Raw genomic sequence first — 16,899 nt, 5'->3', positions numbered from 1 at the left:
CTGGATCTATGCTTGATGAACAAACGGATGGCTGTGGCGGACTAAATATCAGGACGCGCAAACGGCGCCCCTGCGCACTGACATGGATCGGACATGAACGAAACGAAGCTACAAAACACATCGTTGATGGTCTTGCTGACGCTGGTGAGCATCGCCTTCATCTGGATTGTGCTGCCGTTTTATGGCGCGGTGTTTTGGGCGATCGTCCTCGCCATTATGTTTGCGCCCTTGCAGCATCAGCTGCAACGGAAGTTCAACTGGCCACACAACCTGACGGCCCTGTGCACGTTGATTATCTGTGTGCTGATCGCGATCCTGCCGGTAATCATCATCAGTACCTTGCTGGTTCAGGAAGGCGCGGCGCTCTACAGCAGAATCGAAAGCGGTGAGCTGGACATCGCCGGGTATGTGTCGCAGTTCAAACAAAGCCTGCCGCCGTACGTTCAGTACCTGCTCGATCGTTTCGGCCTGGGCGAGTTGAGCGGGCTGCGGGAGAAAATCATCAAGAGCACGATGCAAGGCAGCCAGTTTCTCGCGACCACCGTGTTCAGTTTTGGTCAGGGGACGTTCGAATTCGTGGTGAGTTTTTTCGTCATGCTGTATTTGCTGTTTTTCTTCCTGCGGGACGGGGCCGAACTGGCGCGCAAGGTGCGCATGGCGATACCGCTGGAGGACAACCAAAAGCGTCTCTTGCAACTCAAGTTCAATCGCGTGGTGCGCGCCACTATGAAGGGCGACCTGTTGATAGCGGTCACGCAAGGGATATTGGGCGGTTTTATTTTCTGGTTTCTGGACATCCCGAGCGTGGTGCTCTGGGCGGTGTTGATGGCATTTCTATCTTTGTTGCCGGCGGTGGGCGCGGGCATCGTCTGGATACCGGTGGCGGCCTATTTCCTGTTTAGCGGCGCAATTTGGAAAGCTACGGTACTCACGTTGTTCGGGCTGTTCGTGATCGGCCTGGTGGATAACGTCCTGCGACCGATCCTGGTAGGCAAGGACACCAAAATGCCGGACTACCTGATCCTCATCTCGACCCTGGGCGGCCTGGCGCTTTTCGGTTTGAACGGTTTTGTCATCGGGCCGTTGATTGCTGCGTTGTTCGTGTCGAGCTGGGCGATTTTCATCGATGGCAAGCCAAAGGTTCAGCTGCCGTAAGCGCTGAGCTGGCCTGAGCCGATACGTTGCGACAAGGCTTGGGCGGCGGGAAGCGAGGTGAGCGGACCGCTGATCGGTTCACCGTCCTGCATCAGATACCAACAAGCAAGCAATCCTCGTGCTCTGAGCGGTGCGGGAACGGCGCTACCGATAACGGACATGATCTGAACCTGAGCCATAAGTACCTCCATCAATCTATGGGGCTACCTTACGGATCGGATGCTTGACCGAACAATCAACGCTTTCGATAGTCGTCATTGATGCCGATGAGTTCTGTGGTCAGTCCACCACTTGATCGAGCATGTGCATCACTTCCTGCTCATTGAGCAGGCCTTTGCGCACCAGGTTTTCTGCCAGCAGCGAGAGAAACTTTGCGCTGCGATGACCTTCCAGGTGTTTGAGTTCAGTCAGTGCGTTGTACACCTTGCCGGAAGTGCACAAGCCGACAATGCGATGCGGGTTTTGTGTGGGCATGGAGATCGTCCTTGTTTTTATCAACCTGTTGTTTACGGACAGATCCAAAGCTTGCGGACCTGATATGACATAAATATGACCGTTATCACCAAAGTCGGAGGAGGGCGGTCAGCGTCAATCATGCCAGCTTTACCTGTCGGTACTGTCCCGACAGCGACCTTGGCGAGATTTATTCAGACTTCGTCCAGTTATTGGTCACAAAAAAGGCCCCGCTTATAAAGCGGGGCCTGATGAGTGTATTACCAGCGGTCGCCACGATAATAACCATGGGGAGGGCCGTAATAGCCGCGTGGTGGACCATATCCGCGTGGCGGACCGTAATAGATCGGTGCCGGGCGGTAGTACATCGGTTGTTGAACATAGATCGGCGCCGGTTGGTAATAAACAGGAGGGGGCTGCACGTACACCGGTTGTGGTTGAACATAAACCGGTTGCTCCACATACACTGGCCGGTCACGGCTGATTATTGCTGAGCCGATGATTGCCGAGCCGACGATCGCACCAAACACAGCCGGACCTTCCCAGCCGCCATGACCACGACCACCTGCTTCTGCCTGCCCTGCGATAGCGAGAGCACCGATCAGCAAGGCTACTGTGGGAATTTTACGGATCATGATAAGTCCTCGGTTCTTCGACCCGGCGCTCATGTCTGCAATAGACACAAGTTGTCGCAGGGATACTTCTAAGACAGCTTTTTTTTGAAAATCAGCACAGCCACTGGGTAAATTTTGTGTAAGGTCTGTACCGGTTTCTTTACGGTGCTGTGCGCTGCCATACACAGCTTTATGATTGATCAGAACAAGGTGGGATGGCTAATCCCGTCCATCAGAAAGTGATTGAAGGAGATTCAAATGCAGATGAACCCCAACAGAGACACTCAACTGTGCATGTCACTCTCGGGGCGGCCCGGCAATTTCGGCCTGCGCTTTCACAACCATCTGTACGAACAACTGGGCCTGAATTTCTACTATAAAGCCTTCAGCAGCCAGGACTTGCCGGGCGCCGTTGGCGGTATCCGCGCCTTGGGTATTCGGGGCTGCGGAGTGTCGATGCCGTTCAAGGAAGCGTGTATCGCGCTGGTCGATGAGCTGGACGCATCGGCTGAGGCTATTCAATCGATCAACACTATCGTCAACACCAACGGTCATCTCAAAGCCTACAACACCGATTACATTGCCATAGCCCAGTTACTCGAAACCCATCAAGTTCCCAAGGACTCGACCTTTGCCCTGCGCGGCAGCGGCGGCATGGCCAAGGCTGTGGCCAGTGCCTTACGCGATGGCGGCTACAAAAACGGCCTGATCGTGGCCCGTAACGAGCGCGCCGGGCGTGCCTTGGCTGAATCGTTGGGTTATTCATGGCAGGCGGAACTGGGGAGCTTGCGCCCGCAGATGCTAATCAACGTCACGCCCATCGGCATGACCGGCGGGCCGGAGGCCGATCAACTGGCGTTCGAGCCTGACGCTATCGCTGCGGCCGAAACTGTCTTCGATGTGGTAGCAATCCCCTCGGAAACACCGTTGATCGTGCGCGGTCGTGCCGAAGGTAAGCGGGTGATCACCGGACTGGAGGTGATTGCGATCCAGGCGCTGGAACAGTTCGTGCTGTACACCGGCGTACGGCCGACCGATGAGCAGTTCCAGAAGGCCGTGGCGTTTGCCCGGGGCTGATTAGCTCAATTATTGTTGGCTGCACCGGCCCTTTCGCCGGCAAGCCGGCTCCTACAGGTTCGGCGCTGAACCTGTGGGAGTGAACCTGCTCATGATCGGTCTCCAGCCAGCCCCTATTCGAGGCGTGCCAAGCGCTCTTCCAGTGCCGCAATCCGTGCTTCAAGTTCTTCGATCCGCTCAACCGACACACCGCCACTGGCGCCACGTTCCACCGGATTCTGCCGAGCCGCCAGGATCGCTTCGATGTCCGCCGGATCGCCCAGCGCATGCATGTAACGATCTTCGCGCTGGCCGGCCTGGCGCGGAATCAACAGCGCCAGACCTCTGGCGATCAAGCGCTCCAGCTGATGCACCACTTGCTCGGCATCTTCGAAGTCATGCATGCGGCCGCTGCGGGTCAGCAGTTCGTTGACGGTTTGCGGGCCGCGCAGGAACAACAACCCCGTCAGAACCACCTGCGCCGGCACCAGTTCCAGCGCCTTGTCGACCCGATGCTCCCAGCGGTCGGCACGGCTGCCCATCACCAGTCGGGTGAAGCCACGACCTTCCAGCACGCGCAGGCTCTGGCCGACCTGGCCTTGGCTGAGATTCATCACCGGTTCACGGCTGGTTTTCTGGTTGCAGGCAATCACCAGCGCATTGAGCGTCAGTGGATAGGTTTCCGGGCTGGTGGCCTGTTTCTCGATCAACGAGCCCAGAATGCGAATTTCCGTGCTGTTAAGCCGCGGTTCGTCGGAGGTCGTTTCTTGTTCAGTGCTCATCGCGCTTTTCCCTATGCAGTCGAAGCATGCAGTCGAAGCCGCCTAGCCTAATCCTTGCAGGATAAAAGACAAGCCGCAGGGCGGTCGGGCATGGCTATAATCGCTCCACGTTTTTACTCCTGTCACCACACGAGACCATCATGACTATTTCCCTGTATGCCGCTTCCGTTCCGGTTTTCCAGCAAATGCTCACTGCCCTGAGCAACAACCTGAGCAAGGCCGAAGCCCACGCCACGGCGAAAAACATCGATCCGAACGCATTCCTGCAAGCCCGTCTGTACCCGGATATGTTCCCGTTGGTGCGTCAGGTGCAGAGCGCCGTTGATTTCGCCAAAGGCGTTTCGGCGCGTCTGGCTGAAGTCGAACTGCCGAAATATGACGATACCGAAACCACCTTCGCCGAACTGCAAGCGCTGATCGCCAAGGTCCTGGCCTTCATCGGCGAGATCAAACCCGAGCAGATCGACGGCAAGGAAGGCATCGAGATCGTTACCCGTCCGGGCACGCCTAAAGAGAAGCGTTTCTCTGGTCAGGCTTACTTGCTGAGCTATGGTCTTCCGCAGTTCTTCTTCCACGTCACCACTGCTTACGCACTGCTGCGTCACAACGGCGTGGAAGTGGGCAAGCGCGATTACATGGGCGCGTTCTAAACCGTCCAGATGCAAAAAAGCCCGCCAAGGTTTACGCCTCGGCGGGCTTTTTCGTTTTGCCTTCTGTAGGAGCCAGGCTTGCCGCGCAACCCCTGTAGGAGCGAGCTTGCTCGCGAAGGCGGCGAAACAGTAAACATTGATGTTGCCTGACACACCGCCTTCGCGGGCAAGCCCGCTCCTACAGGTGCATTGTTATGCCAGACGCTGGGCTTCCCGGGCTTCCCCGGCTTTCTGGGTCTTCTGTTCCTCACCCTGGCACGCCGCCGCAGTGAACAGCACGTCGGTGGAGGAGTTCAGTGCGGTTTCCGCCGAGTCCTGCAGCACGCCAATGATGAAGCCGACTGCCACCACCTGCATGGCGATTTCGCTCGGGATGCCAAACAAGCTGCACGCCAGTGGAATCAGCAGCAACGAACCGCCGGCCACGCCCGAGGCGCCACAGGCACAGATCGCCGCGACGATGCTGAGCAGAATGGCCGTCGGAATATCCACGGCGATGCCCAACGTGTGCACGGCGGCCAGGGTCAGCACGGTGATGGTGATCGCGGCGCCGGCCATGTTGATGGTGGCGCCGAGCGGGATCGACACCGAATAGGTATCTTCATGCAGGCCCAGACGTTTGCTCAACTCCAGGTTGACCGGAATGTTCGCCGCCGAACTGCGGGTGAAGAAGGCGGTGATGCCGCTCTCGCGCAGGCAAGTGAGTACCAGCGGATACGGGTTGCGACGCAGCTTCCAGAACACAATGGCCGGGTTCATCACCAGCGCCACGAACAGCATGCAGCCCAGCAATACGGCCAACAGGTGCATGTAACCGATCAAGGCACCGAAACCGGAGGTGGCGAGGGTAGAGGCTACCAGGCCGAAGATGCCCAGCGGCGCAAAGCGAATCACCACCCGTACGATAACCGTCACGCCATTGGACAAATCGCCCAGCACCTCGCGGGTGGTTGCGCCGGCATGGCGGATCGCGATGCCCATGCCGATCGCCCAAGCGAGAATGCCGATGAAGTTGGCGTTCATCAGCGCACTGACCGGGTTATCGACCACGCTCAATGCCAGGCTTTGCAGCACTTCGCTGATGCCGCCCGGTGCGCTCACCGCAACATCCTGGGTAGCCAGCACCAGACTCGACGGAAACAACGTACTGGCGACCACCGCCACCACGGCTGCTGCGAAGGTGCCCAGCAAATACAGAAACAAAATCGGCCGGATATGGGTTTCCTGGCCATGCTTATGGTTGGCGATCGAGGCCATGACCAGCACGAACACCAGAATCGGCGCGACAGCCTTGAGCGCCGACACGAACACTTTGCCAATGAAGGCGGTGGACTTGGCCAGCTCAGGCGCGAACAGCGCCAAGGCAATCCCGGCGATCAGGCCGATGATGATTTGCGTGACCAGGCTGCTGCGTTTCAGGCGTTGCAAAAGAGAAGGGGATGAAGCGGTCATAACGGCATCTCTGATTTTATTAGGGTGCAGGGTTCTGCTCATGCAGCAAAAAGCCGGGCAGGCCACATGGAGGGAACCGAAAGGTCGCTACATCAATGCCAATCAATGGCCGATGAGCAAAGTGTAAGTACCGCAGGCCGCGGACTTTATCACAGCGTAGCCGCGATCCTTCAGACCTGTGACGATCTGCCACCCGATTGCTAAACGCGATTTGCAGGTTCGTGCAACCTTGCCCGGAAACACTCTGTTAAGCTTCGCCATCCTCATTTTCAAGTTCTGCCAGTGAGCCTTCGGGCTGTCGCTGGTGTCGTCGTTTCCTGGAGTTCTGCATGCTGTTGCCCATTCTTCTGTTGTCCGCCGCCGGTTTTACGGTGCTGACCACGGAATTCATCATCGTCGGCCTGTTACCGGCAATCGCCCGTGACCTGGACGTCAGCATCCCCCAAGCGGGTTTATTGGTAACCTTGTTTGCGTTCACCGTGGCCGCGTTCGGACCGTTCCTGACCGCCTACTTCGCCAGGTTTGAACGCAGGAAACTGTTTATCAGCGTGCTGATCATGTTCGGCCTGGCCAATACGCTGGCGGCACTGGCGCCGAACATTGGGGTAATGGCCATTGCGCGATTGATTCCGGCGCTGGGGTTGCCGGTGTTCTGGGCATTGGCCAGTGAAACCGCGGTGGACATCGTGGGGCCGGACTATGCCGGGCGGGCCATTTCCAAGATCGGTTTCGGCATCGTCTGCGCCACGGTGTTCGGCATTCCGGTGGGTACGCTGATCTCCGATGCGTTCGGCTGGCGCAGTGCCTTTGGCATTCTGGCGGTGATCGCGTTTGCCAAGGCGTTGTTGCTGTTCATTTACTTGCCGAAAACCAATCTGCACCAGCATCAGGTGAGCTTCCGTTCGCAGTTCAAAATCCTGCGCAGCCCGTTGATGCTGGGGCATGTGCTGTTATCGATCCTGGTGTTCAGCGGCATGTTCACCGCTTACACCTACCTGGCCGACATCCTTGAACGCCTCGCCGGTTTCAACGGCATGGTGGTCGGCTGGTGCCTGATGGGCTTCGGTGCGGTCGGTTTGATCGGCAACTCGCTGGGCGGTCGCGCGGTGGATCGGCATCCGCTCATCGCTTCAGTGACGTTCTGTGCCTTCATGATCGCCGGCATGGTGGCGTTGGTGCCGAATATTCATTCACCCCTCGGTCTGGCGGCAGCGATGGGGATTTGGGGCGTGACTCAGGCCGCGCTGTTTCTGGTCAGCCACGTGCGGCTGATGAAGGCTGCGCCTGAGGCTCCGGCCTTCGCTGCATCGCTGAACATCGCCGGGGCCAACCTCGGAATCGGTCTGGGCGCGATGATCGGTGGGCGGGTGATCGACAGTGTTGGCTTGGGCGGCCTGGGTTTCGCGGCAGCCGGTTTTATCCTTGTCTCGATCCTGTTGGCGATGGCGCTGATGACCTTCAAACCTCGCGAAATCTGCGCCTGACGCTCACATCGCGGTGAATAGCTCGCGGCGAGCACCTTCGGTAATGGCGACAATGCCGGGGTGCTTGACCTTGCGTTCCACCGAGATGGCGTAGAACGACTCGCGCACCGCATCGGTCTGGCCAATCACTTCCACGCCATATTGGCGTTTCACCTCGTCGGCAATCACGCTCGGGCCGATGAATATCCCGCTGCCGGATTGGCCGAAAGCCTGCATCAAGGCGCTGTCGTCGAACTCGCCGACGATCTGCGGCTGGATCTGTTGTTCGGCAAACCAGCGTTGCAAGCGACTGCGCACCACGGTTTCCGGCCCGGGAATCAGCAGCGGAGCGCCGTGCAGGCTGCGGGGGAAATTCTGGCCGTAACGCGCCGCCAGCTCAACGGTGGCGAAGAAACTGATACCGCATTCGCCGAGTTTCTGGCTGTAGCCCTTGATGTCCAGATGCGAGGGCATCGGACTGTCGGAAATCACCAGATCGAGGCGTTGAATCGCCAGGTCGGCAAGCAAGCGTTCCAGTTTGTCTTCGCGACAGGTAATACGCAGCGGTTCGTTCAACTCCATGGTCGGCGCGATCAGGCGATAGACGATGGATTTGGGCACCACATCGGCGACGCCTACCCGAAACAGAATCTGTTGCTCATTGGGTTGCGCGCGGAGCATCAATTCCAGCTCGCCACCGAGTTGAAACATCTGCTCGGCGTAAGGCAGGGTCTGGCGCCCGGCTTCGGTGAGTTCCAATTGCCGGCCGACCCGGCGAAACAACTCGATGCCATAAGTTTGCTCGAGCAGGGAAATCTGCCCGCTGATGGTTTGTGGCGTCAGGTTTAGTTGCTCGCAGGCGCGCACGATGCTGCCGGTTTTGGCCACCACCCAGAAGTAATGCAGCTGTCGATAATTCAACATGTTGATGAAAATCCCCTTGTTCACATCATCCGTAGGCACAACAAATACGATTTCTGGATTCGTTAAAGACGAAGTATAACCGCTAAAAATACGAATTTTCCTGAAGTGTTTGCTTCCTTAGAATGCCTCGCTATCGACGAATCGCCTTTTCGATTCTGTCTGTTCTATCGAGGAAAGCATCATGAAGCTTAAAACCACGGCACTGCTGATTGCGTCTTTACTGGTGTTGGCCGGTTGCGACCAGGCCGAGAAAAGTGCTCAGCAATTGATGGGCAAGGCTGCCGAATCCGCCAAACAGGCGATTGACGATACCCATAAAGCTGCCGAGCAAGCGTTGAGCGATGCCACGGGCGGTTTGATCAGCAAGAAAGAACAACCGGCCAAAGAGACGGACAAAACCGAATCTACGTCCCAGGAAATCTAAACCGTCTACAACGAGTCAGGACTGACCCATGGAATACCTTTTAGAACTTGCTGCAAGCCCCACTGCCTGGGTCGCCCTGGCCACATTGGTGGTGATGGAAATCGTGCTCGGTATCGATAACCTGATCTTCATTTCGATCCTCACCAACAAGCTGCCCGAACAGCATCGCCAGAAGGCGCGGCGCATTGGTATCGGCATGGCGTTGATCCTGCGTCTGGCGCTGTTGAGCACTATCGCATTCATCGTCCAGCTGACCGAGCCTGTGATCGAGATTCTCGGCCATGCGTTCTCCTGGAAGGACATGATCCTGATTGCCGGTGGCTTGTTCCTGTTGTGGAAGGCGACCACCGAGATCCATCACAGCATGGACCCGGCCCCGGATGATCCGACGTCGGCCACCTCGACAGTGACCTTGGGCTTTGCCGCTGCGATCGGACAGATCCTGATGCTGGACATGGTGTTCTCCATCGACAGCATTATTACCGCTGTCGGCATGACCGAGCATTTGCCGATCATGATCATCGCGGTGGTGGTGTCGGTACTGGTGATGTTGCTGGCGGCTGACCCTCTGGCCAAGTTCATCAACGACAACCCGACGGTGGTGATGCTGGCGCTGGGCTTCCTGATCATGATCGGCATGACGCTGATTGCCGAGGGCTTCGGCGCCCACGTACCGAAAGGCTATGTGTACGCGGCCATGGCGTTCTCGGCCACGATCGAAGGCTTGAACATGCTGTCGCGTCGGGCCAGGCAGAAGCGCATCGCCGCTGAAGCTTAACCTTCGTTAAACGAAACGGCCGCCTGAACTCGAAAGAGTCCAGGCGGCCAATGCCAGCCGGTTCAGGCGCGGAACCTGTGGGAGCGGGCTTGCTCGCGAAAGCGGTCTGTCAGTAGACATTGATATTGACTGGAAAGACGCTTTCGCGAGCAAGCCCGCTCCCACATGGAATGCGCTTAGCTCACGGTTTTTTTTGTTTGGGCGACTAACCAGCGCCGGTCAGTGCGCGGTGGCGGGGCGTGCAGTCGGTTGATCGGTTTTCGGCACAGGTGCCGATTGAACCGGGTGGTGATGATGCCGGCGGGTAATACGCAACACTCCCCACAGCATGGCGGCGGCCACGGCCAGCCATCCGGAAATCAACATTACAATGGTCATTGTCAGGCTCATCAGTGCCTCCTTTTTGCCCTGCATCGGGCACACGCTCTTCCTTGGTAAATGACAGTCTAGCCGCTGCTGCATTTCAGACAATTGACCAAAGGTCGCCTGTCACCAACCCGTTCGTTCTATCGAATGCAGTCAACTGCCGGTTAAGGCTATACCGCTGCCGCGCGGCATCCTATGATCGACGGCCAAGCCGGGAGTGTGGATACCTGGCGTCTGAACAAGAGAGTGATGATGGTGCGGGTATTTTCGCGAATTCGGTCTTTAATGCTGATCGTTGGCTGCGTGGCCGGCCTGGCTGGCTGTGCGGGGAGCGTGGCGCCTGAGATCAAGCGCCTGCCAGAGCGGGTCGAACTCAGCGGTACGTTCTACCGTGGGCAAAGTTATCAAAGCGGGCCTCAGGTGTTGGCCAGCCTGCTGTCCCAACAAGGCATCGTGATAACCCCGGGGTTGCTCGACAAACCGCTGCATTTGCCTGGAGCCGAAGACCGCCTGCAGCAGAATATGCAGAACCTGGCGCGCGAATACGGGATGGTGGTTTATCCCCTCGACAGTCATTTGCCGGCGCTGCTGGCCCAGGTTGCGGCCGGTTATCCGGTCATGGTGCGCTTCACCGAAGGCTCGGCGTTCTGGGCAGAGCCCCGATACGCCATTCTCGCCGGTTACAACCGTCAGAAGCAGACTGTGTTGCTGCGCGCCGGGATGAATCGTCGGTTGCTGATGGGGTTCGGTGCCTTTGAATCGGCATTCGAGAATGCCGGCGGTTGGGCCGTATTGATCCAGAAACCCGACCAGATTCCGGTCAATGTCGATCAATCGCGCTGGCTGAAAGCGGCGAGCGATCTTGCCCAGTCAGGTCAGGAGCAGGCGGCAGCCAGGGCGAAGAAAGCGTTGGGCGCGCAGTAGTTCCCGTTTGTCATCTGTAGGGCACCACTCAACGTTATTGGCCTCTCATGTAAAGGACCCGAATAATCGCCGGGTCTTGACCAGGAGGCGTCCATGGCACATTCCAATACTCCCACCGGCCCGCACTCGTCTGAGCATTCGTCCGATAACGAGTTGGGGTTCGATCCCGATTCTCCGGACGTTGCCGATCCTCAGGTCGATCCCATCGGGCCCGCCAAGGCGCCCAGGGATATAAAACCGGGTGAGGAAGGCAAGAAAGCCCCGGCGAAACCTTACGATCCACTTGGCGATCTGAAACCCAAGTTCTAGTCAGAGGTGCCTATGTCTACCGATTCGAGCTTTGACGACAAACGTCCAGATCCTCCAGACAGTGTTCCAACAACCCCCGAAGAGGATCTGGATCCGGTGATGGATCCGGACAGCCCGTTAAGGGACCCCTTGGCCAGACCGACAGTGGTGCCGACAAAGCATCCGCAGGGTTGGAAAGACCCCAGTGCCGGGGATGGCATTCCGGATGATGATCAGATGCCTTTGCCCAATGATTAACTCTGGAAAAAAAGCCCCGATTATTCGGGGCTTTTCGTTTACAGGGGTTTTTGATCTTACTTCGACGCTTCAACCACACCGCTTTGGCGATGTTTAAGGTTCTTGTCAGACTTGTACTGCAGGGCAACGGACGGCACCTTGGCGCTCTTGCCGGTTTCCATCCAGCTGCGAATCCGGTTCGCATCGGCAAAGTGCGTGTACTTGCCGAAGGCATCGAGGATTACCAGTGCAACCGGACGGTCGCCCATGTGGGTGACCAGTACCAGGCAATGGCCCGCCGCGTTGGTGAATCCGGTCTTGGTCAGCCGGATGTCCCAGTTGGGCTTATTAACCAAATGATCGGTATTGCGAAAGCCCAGGCTGTAATTGGGTTTACGGAATCTGACGGTTTTTTCCTTGGTGGTGCTCAGTTGAGTCAATAGCGGGTACTTGTGTGCGGCGATCAGCAATTTGCTCAGATCGCGGGCGGTGGACACATTGCGCGGTGAAAGACCCGTCGGCTCGACAAAGTGGGTGCTGGTCATGCCCAGCGCTTTGGCTTTGGCGTTCATGGCGGCAATGAAAGCGACATAACCGCCCGGATAGTGATGCGCCAGCGTCGCGGCAGCACGGTTTTCCGATGACATCAGGGCAATCAGCAACATTTCCCGGCGCGGCAATTCGCTTTTGAGTTTGACTCGGGAAAACACGCCTTTCATTTCCGGGGTGTCGCTGATGTTGACGGAAAGATATTCGTCCATGTTTTGCCGGGCTTCCACCACCACCAGGCCGGTCATCAGTTTACTGACGGATGCGATGGGCACTACGACGTCCGGATTGCTGGCATAGATCACTTTGTTGGTTTGCATGTCCAGTAGCAAAGCGCTGCCGGAAGCGATCTTCAGTTGTGAAATGTCTCGGGGTGCCGCGGTAGTTTCTGCTGCGTTGACTGCTGGCGTGGCGAAAGTCCCTGTAATTGCAAAAAATACACTCAGGATTGAAAGACGGATTTTCACGCTGGCGGACTCATAAAGGGTGGATATGCCGTTTTGTAACGGGCTGTTTCTTTAAAGGGACGCATTTTAGGAGTATGGCTGAAGAACTGTCGATGGTTGTTCGATGTTCAGGTGAAAGTGCCTCTGAACCTGGGGAAAACAGGCATTTCCGGCGGATGGTCGAGCTTTTTTCGTGGGCGAAAAGAACCCCGCGATTGGCGGGGTTCTTTGATGCGGCGCTGCAAGCAAGCGTGAACTCAGTCGTGCAGTGTTTCCGCGGCGTACAGCGTGTTTTCCAGCAGGCAGGCGCGGGTCATCGGGCCAACGCCACCCGGAACCGGAGTGATCCAGCCGGCGCGGGGCAGGGCGGCTTCATAGGTCACGTCGCCGACCAGCTTGCCGTCTTCCTGGCGATTGATGCCGACGTCGATCACGATCGCGCCTTCCTTGATCCATTCACCTTTGACCAGGCCCGGCTTGCCGGCGGCAACCACCACCAGATCGGCGCGACCGACATGACCCGCCAGATCCTTGGTGAAGCGGTGGGTAACGGTCACGGTGCAACCGGCCAGCAGCAGTTCCATCGCCATCGGGCGGCCAACAATGTTGGAAGCCCCGACAATGACCGCGTCCATCCCGTATAGATCGGCACCGGTGCTTTCCAGCAACGTCATGATGCCTTTGGGCGTGCACGGGCGCAGCAGCGGAATGCGCTGGGCCAGGCGGCCGACGTTATAAGGGTGAAAACCGTCGACGTCCTTGTCAGGACGAATGCGCTCCAGCAATTTGGAGGCGTCCAGGTGTTCAGGTAAAGGCAGTTGAAGCAGAACGCCGTCGATCGCCGGGTCGTCGTTCAGGCGATCGATCAGATCGGTCAGTGCTTCTTGAGTGGTGTCGGCAGGCAGGTCATAAGCTTGGGAAAGGAAGCCGACCTCTTCACAGTCTTTACGCTTGTGCGAGACATAAACCTGAGAGGCAGGATCGCTGCCGACCAGGATCACCGCGAGGCCGGGCGTGCGCAGACCTTGCTGGCGACGCTGGGCGACTCGTTTGGCGATCTGCTGGCGCAGGCTGGCGGCGATCGATTTGCCGTCGATTAGTTGTGCAGTCATTGCGCGTGATTAACCATCGAGAGGGGAAAAAAAGAGAGCGCATTCTCGCATGTCATGAGGTGAGGGCAAAGGCGCTTGGTCTGCAAATTCCCCTAACCCCTTTAATTAAATGAATTTTTTATAAAAAGGATTTGACGCCCTCTGGGGGGCTCTATACTATTCGTCGCACTTGTCGGGCACAGCCTAGCACTGGTTGAGAAGGTCGAGCGGAATCAAGGTTCTGCAAGGCTGAAAAGCACTTAGTTTGTAGTCCTTCAAGGTTACAGCTAACAAGGCGCCCGTAGCTCAGCTGGATAGAGCATCCGCCTTCTAAGCGGATGGTCGCAGGTTCGAGTCCTGCCGGGTGCGCCATTAGGCAGCTTTGGCACAAGTAACGCGATATGGTGGGCGTAGCTCAGTTGGTAGAGCACGGGATTGTGACTCCCGTTGTCGTGGGTTCGATCCCCATCGTCCACCCCATATTTCGAAAGGCGCCAGATTTAACGGTCTGGCGCCTTTGCTTTAACAGCTTCAATCCGCGGATGTGGTGGAATTGGTAGACACACTGGATTTAGGTTCCAGCGCCGCGAGGCGTAAGAGTTCGAGTCTCTTCATCCGCACCAAATAAAGCTTCGCTCATGCCAGTGGCATGATTGGGGTTCAACAAAGAAGTCGTTCATTCTTTGTAATGCAATATGGTGGGCGTAGCTCAGTTGGTAGAGCACGGGATTGTGACTCCCGTTGTCGTGGGTTCGATCCCCATCGTCCACCCCATATTTCGAAAGGCGCCAGATTTAACAGTCTGGCGCCTTTTTTGTTTCAGTGGCCGCAGGTTCTGGGTCGCAGCGGCGGGGCGTTTCGTCGTATTTATGTTTCTCGATGATGCCGCGCTGCCCGCCGGCCTTGCTCGCAAGATCGGCTGTCAGGGAAATTGTTGGCAGTCTCTTCTATATATAGAAGGGTTGGTGCAGAGCCCCGGCATGACTGGCTGTATTTGCTAACAGGGCGAGGCACAACCGTTTGTCCCCGCCTATAAATTGCCTGCTGCTTTTTTACCCGTTTTCAGTAGGGTGACTTCTTGAGTTTGACCCACTAGAATGCATGCCCTTGATTCTGGGGTCGGAAACGGCCGGCTAACGTCTGTGCAACGAGGAATATCCATGCAAGTTTCTGTTGAAAATACTACTGCTCTTGAGCGCCGCATGAGCGTCACCGTGCCGGCTGAGCGCATCGAGACTCAGGTCAACAAGCGTCTGCAGCAGACTGCCCAAAAGGCCAAGATTGCTGGCTTCCGTCCAGGCAAAGTGCCAATGAGCGAAATCAAGCGTCGTTTCGGTGCTGACGCTCGCCAGGAAGCTGTAGGCGACGTGATCCAGTCTTCCTTCTATGAGGCAGTGGTTGAGCAGAAGCTGAACCCGGCTGGTTCGCCGTCGATCGAGCCAAAATCCCTGGAAGCTGGCAAAGATCTGGAATACGTCGCAATTTTCGAAGTGTTCCCTGAGTTCACCGTTGCCGGTTTCGAAGGTATCACCGTAGAGCGCCTGAGCGCTGACGTGGCTGATGCCGATCTGGACAAGATGCTGGAAGTCCTGCGCAAGCAGAACACCCGTTTTGAAGTTGCCGATCGCGCTGCTCAGAACGAAGACCAACTGAACATCGATTTCGTCGGCAAGGTCGACGGTGAAGTGTTCGCTGGTGGTTCCGCCAAAGGCACCCAGTTGGTATTGGGTTCCGGCCGCATGATCCCTGGTTTCGAAGACGGCCTGGTTGGCGCTAAAGCCGGCGAAGAGCGCGTTCTGAACCTGACCTTCCCTGAGGACTATCAGAACCTCGATCTGGCAGGCAAAACCGCCGAATTCACCGTGACCGTGAACACCGTTTCCGAGCCTAAGCTGCCAGAACTGACCGAAGAGTTCTTCGCTCAATTCGGCATCAAGGAAACCGGCCTGGAAGGCTTCCGCACCGAAGTTCGCAAGAACATGGAGCGCGAACTGCGTCAGGCGATCAAATCCAAGGTCAAGAATCAGGTGATGGAGGGTCTGCTGGCCACCAACCCGATCGAAGTGCCAAAGGCTCTGCTGTCCAACGAAGTTGACCGTCTGCGCGTGCAGGCTGTTCAGCAGTTCGGCGGCAACATCAAGCCTGACCAACTGCCGGCCGAGCTGTTCGAAGAGCAAGCCAAGCGCCGCGTTGTGCTGGGTCTGATCGTGGCTGAAGTGGTCAAGCAATTCGACCTCAAGCCTGACGAAGCCCGCGTTCGCGAGATGATTCAGGAAATGGCTTCGGCTTACCAGGAGCCTGAGCAGGTTGTGTCTTGGTACTACAAGAACGACCAGCAATTGAACGAAGTCCGTTCGGTTGTGCTGGAAGAACAAGTTGTGGATACTGTTCTGCAGAAAGCTAGCGTGACCGACAAATCGGTCTCTTACGAAGAAGCGGTCAAGCCGGTAGAAGCTCCACAAGCCGACTGATTGTTTTTGCGGTAAGAAGCACACACCATAAGCCAGCCTTCGTGCTGGCTTATGCGTACTCAAGACATAACTATTTGGGAGTGACTGCAGAGCATGTTCCGTAATTCGTATATTCAGCAGAACTCTGATATCCAGGCCGCAGGCGGCCTGGTCCCGATGGTTGTCGAGCAGTCTGCTCGTGGCGAACGCGCCTATGACATCTACTCACGCCTTCTCAAGGAGCGAGTGATCTTTCTGGTTGGTCCGGTAGAGGACTACATGGCCAACCTGATCTGTGCGCAACTGCTGTTCCTTGAAGCGGAAAACCCGGACAAGGACATCCATCTCTATATCAACTCGCCGGGCGGTTCGGTGACGGCGGGCATGTCGATCTATGACACCATGCAGTTCATCAAGCCAAACGTGTCGACCACCTGTATCGGTCAAGCGTGCAGCATGGGTGCGTTTCTACTCACCGCCGGTGCCCAAGGCAAGCGTTACTGCCTGCCGAACTCGCGTGTGATGATTCACCAGCCACTGGGCGGTTTCCAGGGCCAGGCCTCGGATATCGAAATCCATGCCAAGGAAATCCTCTTCATTCGTGAGCGTCTCAACACGCTGATGGCCAAGCATAGTGGGCGCACTCTTGAAGAAATCGAGCGCGATACCAACCGCGATAATTTCATGAGTGCAGATGCAGCGCGTGAGTACGGGTTGATCGATGAAGTGATCAACCAGCGGCCCGCTTAAAATAAGCAGCTCAAAATAAGGTGGGTCGGCGGGTCCGATCACCAGCG

20 protein-coding genes and 4 tRNA genes are annotated in these 16,899 nt (G+C 57.0%); 15 read left to right on the top strand and 9 right to left on the bottom strand.

The window, feature by feature from the left end; translation table 11 throughout:
- Positions 1-93: 93 nt before the first annotated feature.
- Positions 94-1,155, top strand: coding sequence for an AI-2E family transporter (locus tag MEB48_RS05635; RefSeq protein ID WP_237882659.1), 1,062 nt, complete (start codon positions 94-96; stop codon positions 1,153-1,155).
- Here the strand turns inward: MEB48_RS05635 and MEB48_RS05630 are convergent.
- The 3 genes from MEB48_RS05630 to MEB48_RS05620 form a co-directional block, all read right to left on the bottom strand.
- Positions 1,143-1,334, bottom strand: coding sequence for a hypothetical protein (locus tag MEB48_RS05630; protein ID WP_237882657.1), 192 nt, complete (start codon positions 1,332-1,334; stop codon positions 1,143-1,145). The two genes, MEB48_RS05635 and MEB48_RS05630, sit on opposite strands and share 13 nt — an antisense overlap.
- Before the next feature lie 100 nt (positions 1,335-1,434).
- Positions 1,435-1,629 (bottom strand): hypothetical protein, encoded by a 195-nt coding sequence (locus MEB48_RS05625; protein ID WP_095053103.1) that lies wholly within the window; start codon positions 1,627-1,629, stop codon positions 1,435-1,437.
- 239 nt (positions 1,630-1,868) lie between these two features.
- Complete coding sequence (locus MEB48_RS05620) at positions 1,869-2,243, bottom strand: hypothetical protein (protein WP_237882656.1); 375 nt, start codon at positions 2,241-2,243, stop codon at positions 1,869-1,871.
- A 237-nt stretch (positions 2,244-2,480) separates the two neighbouring features.
- On the opposite strand from MEB48_RS05620, the gene MEB48_RS05615 reads away from it, so the two are divergent.
- Entirely contained in the window at positions 2,481-3,299 is an 819-nt protein-coding gene (locus tag MEB48_RS05615; protein ID WP_237882654.1) for a shikimate 5-dehydrogenase, read from the top strand.
- A gap of 113 nt (positions 3,300-3,412) precedes the next feature.
- On the opposite strand, the gene MEB48_RS05610 is transcribed toward MEB48_RS05615, so the two are convergent.
- On the bottom strand, positions 3,413-4,060 hold the full coding sequence (locus MEB48_RS05610; RefSeq protein WP_237882652.1) for a YceH family protein: 648 nt from the start codon (positions 4,058-4,060) through the stop codon (positions 3,413-3,415).
- Positions 4,061-4,200: 140 nt separating this feature from the next.
- Here MEB48_RS05610 and MEB48_RS05605 point away from each other — a divergent pair, with 140 nt between their 5' ends.
- Entirely contained in the window at positions 4,201-4,710 is a 510-nt protein-coding gene (locus tag MEB48_RS05605; RefSeq protein ID WP_237882650.1) for a DUF1993 domain-containing protein, read from the top strand.
- Between the two features lie 192 nt (positions 4,711-4,902).
- On the opposite strand, the gene sstT is transcribed toward MEB48_RS05605, so the two are convergent.
- Positions 4,903-6,162 (bottom strand): serine/threonine transporter SstT, encoded by a 1,260-nt coding sequence (sstT, locus tag MEB48_RS05600; protein ID WP_237882648.1) that lies wholly within the window; start codon positions 6,160-6,162, stop codon positions 4,903-4,905.
- A 329-nt stretch (positions 6,163-6,491) separates the two neighbouring features.
- On the opposite strand from sstT, the gene MEB48_RS05595 reads away from it, so the two are divergent.
- Positions 6,492-7,646, top strand: coding sequence for an MFS transporter (locus MEB48_RS05595; RefSeq protein ID WP_237882646.1), 1,155 nt, complete (start codon positions 6,492-6,494; stop codon positions 7,644-7,646).
- Positions 7,647-7,649: 3 nt separating this feature from the next.
- Here the strand turns inward: MEB48_RS05595 and nhaR are convergent, their stop codons facing one another.
- Positions 7,650-8,549, bottom strand: coding sequence for a transcriptional activator NhaR (gene nhaR / locus MEB48_RS05590; RefSeq protein ID WP_095053318.1), 900 nt, complete (start codon positions 8,547-8,549; stop codon positions 7,650-7,652).
- Positions 8,550-8,730: 181 nt separating this feature from the next.
- On the opposite strand from nhaR, the gene MEB48_RS05585 reads away from it, so the two are divergent.
- The gene (locus tag MEB48_RS05585; RefSeq protein WP_237882643.1) at positions 8,731-8,973 is read left to right on the top strand and encodes a hypothetical protein; all 243 of its coding nucleotides are present in this window, start codon (positions 8,731-8,733) and stop codon (positions 8,971-8,973) included.
- A gap of 28 nt (positions 8,974-9,001) precedes the next feature.
- Positions 9,002-9,751: a TerC family protein gene (locus MEB48_RS05580; protein WP_007901783.1), complete on the top strand. Its 750-nt coding sequence runs from the start codon at positions 9,002-9,004 to the stop codon at positions 9,749-9,751.
- Positions 9,752-9,970: 219 nt separating this feature from the next.
- Here the strand turns inward: MEB48_RS05580 and MEB48_RS05575 are convergent, their stop codons facing one another.
- Complete coding sequence (locus MEB48_RS05575; protein WP_237882641.1) at positions 9,971-10,141, bottom strand: hypothetical protein; 171 nt, start codon at positions 10,139-10,141, stop codon at positions 9,971-9,973.
- 171 nt (positions 10,142-10,312) lie between these two features.
- Between MEB48_RS05575 and MEB48_RS05570 the strand changes: the two genes are divergently transcribed.
- From MEB48_RS05570 to MEB48_RS05560, 3 genes are all read left to right on the top strand, one after another.
- Positions 10,313-11,041: a peptidase C39 family protein gene (locus tag MEB48_RS05570; protein ID WP_237882639.1), complete on the top strand. Its 729-nt coding sequence runs from the start codon at positions 10,313-10,315 to the stop codon at positions 11,039-11,041.
- 93 nt (positions 11,042-11,134) lie between these two features.
- A complete protein-coding gene (locus tag MEB48_RS05565; RefSeq protein WP_030130813.1) occupies positions 11,135-11,350 on the top strand; it encodes a DUF6021 family protein in 216 nt (71 codons plus the stop codon).
- 12 nt (positions 11,351-11,362) lie between these two features.
- The gene (locus tag MEB48_RS05560) at positions 11,363-11,587 is read left to right on the top strand and encodes a hypothetical protein (RefSeq protein WP_217857233.1); all 225 of its coding nucleotides are present in this window, start codon (positions 11,363-11,365) and stop codon (positions 11,585-11,587) included.
- A gap of 56 nt (positions 11,588-11,643) precedes the next feature.
- On the opposite strand, the gene pbpG is transcribed toward MEB48_RS05560, so the two are convergent.
- Both pbpG and folD read right to left on the bottom strand, forming a co-directional pair.
- On the bottom strand, positions 11,644-12,582 hold the full coding sequence (gene pbpG, locus MEB48_RS05555) for a D-alanyl-D-alanine endopeptidase (protein ID WP_237882637.1): 939 nt from the start codon (positions 12,580-12,582) through the stop codon (positions 11,644-11,646).
- A 236-nt stretch (positions 12,583-12,818) separates the two neighbouring features.
- A complete protein-coding gene (gene folD, locus MEB48_RS05550; RefSeq protein ID WP_237882635.1) occupies positions 12,819-13,673 on the bottom strand; it encodes a bifunctional methylenetetrahydrofolate dehydrogenase/methenyltetrahydrofolate cyclohydrolase FolD in 855 nt (284 codons plus the stop codon).
- A 274-nt stretch (positions 13,674-13,947) separates the two neighbouring features.
- On the opposite strand from folD, the gene MEB48_RS05545 reads away from it, so the two are divergent.
- The 6 genes from MEB48_RS05545 (at position 13,948) to clpP (ending at position 16,852) form a co-directional block, all read left to right on the top strand.
- A tRNA-Arg gene (locus MEB48_RS05545) sits at positions 13,948-14,024 on the top strand.
- A 32-nt stretch (positions 14,025-14,056) separates the two neighbouring features.
- Positions 14,057-14,132 (top strand) — tRNA-His (locus tag MEB48_RS05540).
- Between the two features lie 58 nt (positions 14,133-14,190).
- Positions 14,191-14,275 (top strand) — tRNA-Leu (locus MEB48_RS05535).
- A gap of 75 nt (positions 14,276-14,350) precedes the next feature.
- Positions 14,351-14,426, top strand: a tRNA-His gene (locus tag MEB48_RS05530).
- A gap of 386 nt (positions 14,427-14,812) precedes the next feature.
- Positions 14,813-16,123 (top strand): trigger factor, encoded by a 1,311-nt coding sequence (tig, locus tag MEB48_RS05525; protein ID WP_237882633.1) that lies wholly within the window; start codon positions 14,813-14,815, stop codon positions 16,121-16,123.
- A 93-nt stretch (positions 16,124-16,216) separates the two neighbouring features.
- Entirely contained in the window at positions 16,217-16,852 is a 636-nt protein-coding gene (gene clpP / locus MEB48_RS05520) for an ATP-dependent Clp endopeptidase proteolytic subunit ClpP (protein WP_038982405.1), read from the top strand.
- The last annotated feature ends 47 nt before the right edge of the window (positions 16,853-16,899 follow it).

It is taken from the genome of Pseudomonas sp. PGPR40, assembly GCF_022014505.1.
Classification (GTDB): Bacteria; Pseudomonadota; Gammaproteobacteria; order Pseudomonadales; family Pseudomonadaceae; genus Aquipseudomonas.
This window is presented reverse-complemented; position numbering and strand designations above follow the sequence as displayed.

Bases quoted from the DNA above. Each gene is read 5' to 3' on its own strand.
- clpP (WP_038982405.1), top strand. From the start codon at position 16,217: ATGTTCCGTAATTCGTATATTCAGCAGAACTCTGATATCCAGGCCGCA.
- MEB48_RS05635 (WP_237882659.1), top strand. From the start codon at position 94: ATGAACGAAACGAAGCTACAAAACACATCGTTGATGGTCTTGCTGACG.
- MEB48_RS05595 (WP_237882646.1), top strand. From the start codon at position 6,492: ATGCTGTTGCCCATTCTTCTGTTGTCCGCCGCCGGTTTTACGGTGCTG.
- tig (WP_237882633.1), top strand. From the start codon at position 14,813: ATGCAAGTTTCTGTTGAAAATACTACTGCTCTTGAGCGCCGCATGAGC.
- sstT (WP_237882648.1), bottom strand. From the start codon at position 6,162: ATGACCGCTTCATCCCCTTCTCTTTTGCAACGCCTGAAACGCAGCAGC.
- MEB48_RS05570 (WP_237882639.1), top strand. From the start codon at position 10,313: ATGATCGACGGCCAAGCCGGGAGTGTGGATACCTGGCGTCTGAACAAG.
- MEB48_RS05580 (WP_007901783.1), top strand. From the start codon at position 9,002: ATGGAATACCTTTTAGAACTTGCTGCAAGCCCCACTGCCTGGGTCGCC.
- MEB48_RS05585 (WP_237882643.1), top strand. From the start codon at position 8,731: ATGAAGCTTAAAACCACGGCACTGCTGATTGCGTCTTTACTGGTGTTG.
- MEB48_RS05615 (WP_237882654.1), top strand. From the start codon at position 2,481: ATGCAGATGAACCCCAACAGAGACACTCAACTGTGCATGTCACTCTCG.
- MEB48_RS05605 (WP_237882650.1), top strand. From the start codon at position 4,201: ATGACTATTTCCCTGTATGCCGCTTCCGTTCCGGTTTTCCAGCAAATG.
- MEB48_RS05625 (WP_095053103.1), bottom strand. From the start codon at position 1,629: ATGCCCACACAAAACCCGCATCGCATTGTCGGCTTGTGCACTTCCGGC.
- MEB48_RS05630 (WP_237882657.1), bottom strand. From the start codon at position 1,334: ATGGCTCAGGTTCAGATCATGTCCGTTATCGGTAGCGCCGTTCCCGCA.
- MEB48_RS05575 (WP_237882641.1), bottom strand. From the start codon at position 10,141: ATGAGCCTGACAATGACCATTGTAATGTTGATTTCCGGATGGCTGGCC.
- MEB48_RS05620 (WP_237882656.1), bottom strand. From the start codon at position 2,243: ATGATCCGTAAAATTCCCACAGTAGCCTTGCTGATCGGTGCTCTCGCT.
- folD (WP_237882635.1), bottom strand. From the start codon at position 13,673: ATGACTGCACAACTAATCGACGGCAAATCGATCGCCGCCAGCCTGCGC.
- MEB48_RS05610 (WP_237882652.1), bottom strand. From the start codon at position 4,060: ATGAGCACTGAACAAGAAACGACCTCCGACGAACCGCGGCTTAACAGC.
- nhaR (WP_095053318.1), bottom strand. From the start codon at position 8,549: ATGTTGAATTATCGACAGCTGCATTACTTCTGGGTGGTGGCCAAAACC.
- MEB48_RS05560 (WP_217857233.1), top strand. From the start codon at position 11,363: ATGTCTACCGATTCGAGCTTTGACGACAAACGTCCAGATCCTCCAGAC.
- MEB48_RS05565 (WP_030130813.1), top strand. From the start codon at position 11,135: ATGGCACATTCCAATACTCCCACCGGCCCGCACTCGTCTGAGCATTCG.